The sequence below is a fragment of the Bartonella sp. AD13SXNS genome (assembly GCF_042196465.1).
Lineage (GTDB): Bacteria > Pseudomonadota > Alphaproteobacteria > Rhizobiales > Rhizobiaceae > Bartonella.
The window spans coordinates 1-2,665 of record NZ_JBHIQI010000046.1 but is presented as its reverse complement, the minus strand read 5'-3'; the positions used below and the strand labels follow the sequence as shown (position 1 = coordinate 2,665).

The 2,665-nt window shown below is 36.2% G+C and carries 1 protein-coding gene and 2 pseudogenes; all 3 read right to left on the bottom strand.

The window, feature by feature from the left end:
- Positions 1-77: pseudogene (locus ACFIMQ_RS09140) on the bottom strand (single-stranded DNA-binding protein); the annotation flags it as partial.
- A gap of 85 nt (positions 78-162) precedes the next feature.
- On the bottom strand, positions 163-1,638 hold the full coding sequence (locus ACFIMQ_RS09135; RefSeq protein ID WP_375703903.1) for a replicative DNA helicase: 1,476 nt from the start codon (positions 1,636-1,638) through the stop codon (positions 163-165).
- Positions 1,639-2,372: 734 nt separating this feature from the next.
- Positions 2,373-2,665: pseudogene (locus tag ACFIMQ_RS09130) on the bottom strand (hypothetical protein); the annotation flags it as partial.

Genomic DNA, 2,665 nt, shown 5'->3' with positions numbered 1-2,665 from the left:
ACCTCGATGCCAGATGACATTGTTTTGCTTTCTGGATTAGCACCTAAATAGCCAATTAAAATCACTTTATTAAGCATATTTGTAAGTTCCATTAAATGATGTAAAGATCATAACATACTTTATGTGTTTTTACAATATTTTCAGTTATCTAATAACAATTATTTAAAGTATTACATTATGTGCTAAATCACTAAAGCGTGTAAAATCGGATTGAAAGGCAAGGGGAACGATTCCTGTCGGACCATGGCGTTGTTTTGCTATAATAACCTCGGCTTTGCCCTTGGCTTGCTCCATTGCCTCTTGCCATTTGCTATACTCAGCAGTGCCTTCTTTGGGTTCTTCATTTTTGAGATAATATTCTTCACGATAAACGAACAGAACAATGTCGGCATCTTGCTCGATTGAACCAGATTCACGTAAGTCGGAGAGTTGTGGACGTTTATCGGTTCGGTTTTCAACTTGACGCGAAAGTTGTGACAGAGCAATGATGGGAATATTGAGTTCTTTTGCAAGTGCTTTAAGTCCCATGGTAATGGCTGTAATTTCTTGAACGCGATTTTCTAATGAACGCTTTGAACCGCTTGTCATGAGTTGGATATAATCAATAATCAAGACATCTAGACCATGTTGTCGTTTAAGACGCCTTGCACGAGCGGACAATTGTGCAATAGACACCCCACCCGTTTGATCAATATAAAGAGGGATTGTTTGTAAGGAACGCATTGCGTGAATAATTTTTGCAAATTGCTCTTCTGAGATATTACCACGGCGCATATCAGAAGAAGAAACCTTTATTTGCTCTGAGATAATACGAGTTGCAAGCTGTTCAGTTGACATCTCAAGTGAGAAGAAACCAACAATACCCCCTTCATTGGCTTGGCTGTTATCATGACGCTTGCAAGCATTGGCAATATTAAAAGCAATATTAGTAGCCAGAGAGGTTTTCCCCATAGCAGGGCGCCCCGCAAGGATAATCAAATCAGATGCTTGTAACCCCCCCATTTTTTCATCAAGGGTTTTGATATGGGTAGCTATCCCTGAAAGCTGTGAGGAACGCTTTTTCGCAGCGCTTGCCATGTTAAGTGCTTTTGCAATGGCTGTATCAAAGTTTTCAAAACCACCCCCATATTTTCCTTTCTCGGCTAGCTCAAATAACTGATTTTCAATCGTTTCAATTTGTTGGGAAGGTGTGAACTCTAGAGGCGCATCAAAAGCTGTATTGGCAACTTGAGTGCCAAGGTTAATTAAAGAGCGGCGGATAAAAAGATCATAAATGACGCTTCCATAATCTTTAGTATTAATGATTGTTACAGCTTCTTTAGCTAAACGCACCACGTAATTATATACAGTGATGTCACCAATTTTCGCATCATTTTCAACAAAGGGCTTAATGGTAATCGGGTCTGCAATTCTTCCCTTTTGAATAATTTGTGAAATGATATCAAAAAGCTTTTGATGCAACGGTTCAAAAAAATGCTCTGCTTTTAAAAAATCAGAAACGCTATCAAGAGCATTATTATTGATAATGATAGCACCCAGCAAAGCTTTTTCAGCTTCAATATTATGGGGAAGTTGGCGAAAAGAAGATTGTTCTTCTGTTTGAAAAGAAGGTAAATTAACAGCGTTCATTTTATTCATTATGATTTAAATTGATTTGATAAATGATAATTATAAACCACTGAATCTACAGTGTGAATCCCATTTTTATTTTACTTAACAGCTTGCGTTTTGATACGTTTTGTGCAATAAAGAGATGTTCGTAACTTTCGAATAACAAGATAACAGTCATGCATTGCAAAACAGAAGCCGTGTCAAGAAATTGGCACGGCTTTAATGCATTTAAATTGAATAGAAAAAACTAGCCTCTAGTATAAAAGAAAGCCCTGTTACGTAAATACATAACAAGGCTTTCACAATTTCTCAAGTTGTATATAAAATATAGTACATTATGTATAAAGTTACAAGCGTTAAGACACAAAAAAACCGTGTCATTTAAGGCACGGCTTTTGTGATATCTTTAAAGAGGAATATTGTTTTAACCTAAAGAACGGTTAAAATACAACGCCATTATGACGTTGCGAATTAATGGTAGCATGATACATTTTAAGATGCAAATTGAGAGAAAATATACTTGCGTTTATACACAGAATATGTAAAAAATATTTTTATTAATCCTATGTGGTTTTAAGTGTTTTCAATATAAAAGCCGTATCAATTCATTTTGATACGGTTTTTATGTATTAAGGCTTGCGTTTTTACACGTTTTGTGTGATATGTGTTTAGTGTAAAATGTATATACTTCCAAATAAAAGCCGTGTCTTAAAGGACGCGGCTTTTTTGCTATAAAGCAGCCCCCCGCGCCGTTATTTTATTTACGCTGCTTTGTTTGTGCTTTGTTCACTACCATCAGTATCATCACAAATCTTTTGCTTGCCATTAATTACAGCGTTGCCAGAGATTTTTACACCCTCTTCAATAATAGACCTATTAGAAACACACGCATCATCATAAATTTCTGCTTTTTCATAAATACGAGCATTCTCATAAACACGGGCATTGCCATAAATCTTGACATTTTTGTAGACAAGCGCTTTTCCATAAACCCTAGCATGATCAAAAATATGAGAACCTTCGTATACGCAAGAAGACCCTGATACTTTTGCAT

Coding starts and splice junctions, on each gene's coding strand:
- ACFIMQ_RS09135 (WP_375703903.1), bottom strand. CDS start 1,638: ATGAATAAAATGAACGCTGTTAATTTACCTTCTTTTCAAACAGAAGAA.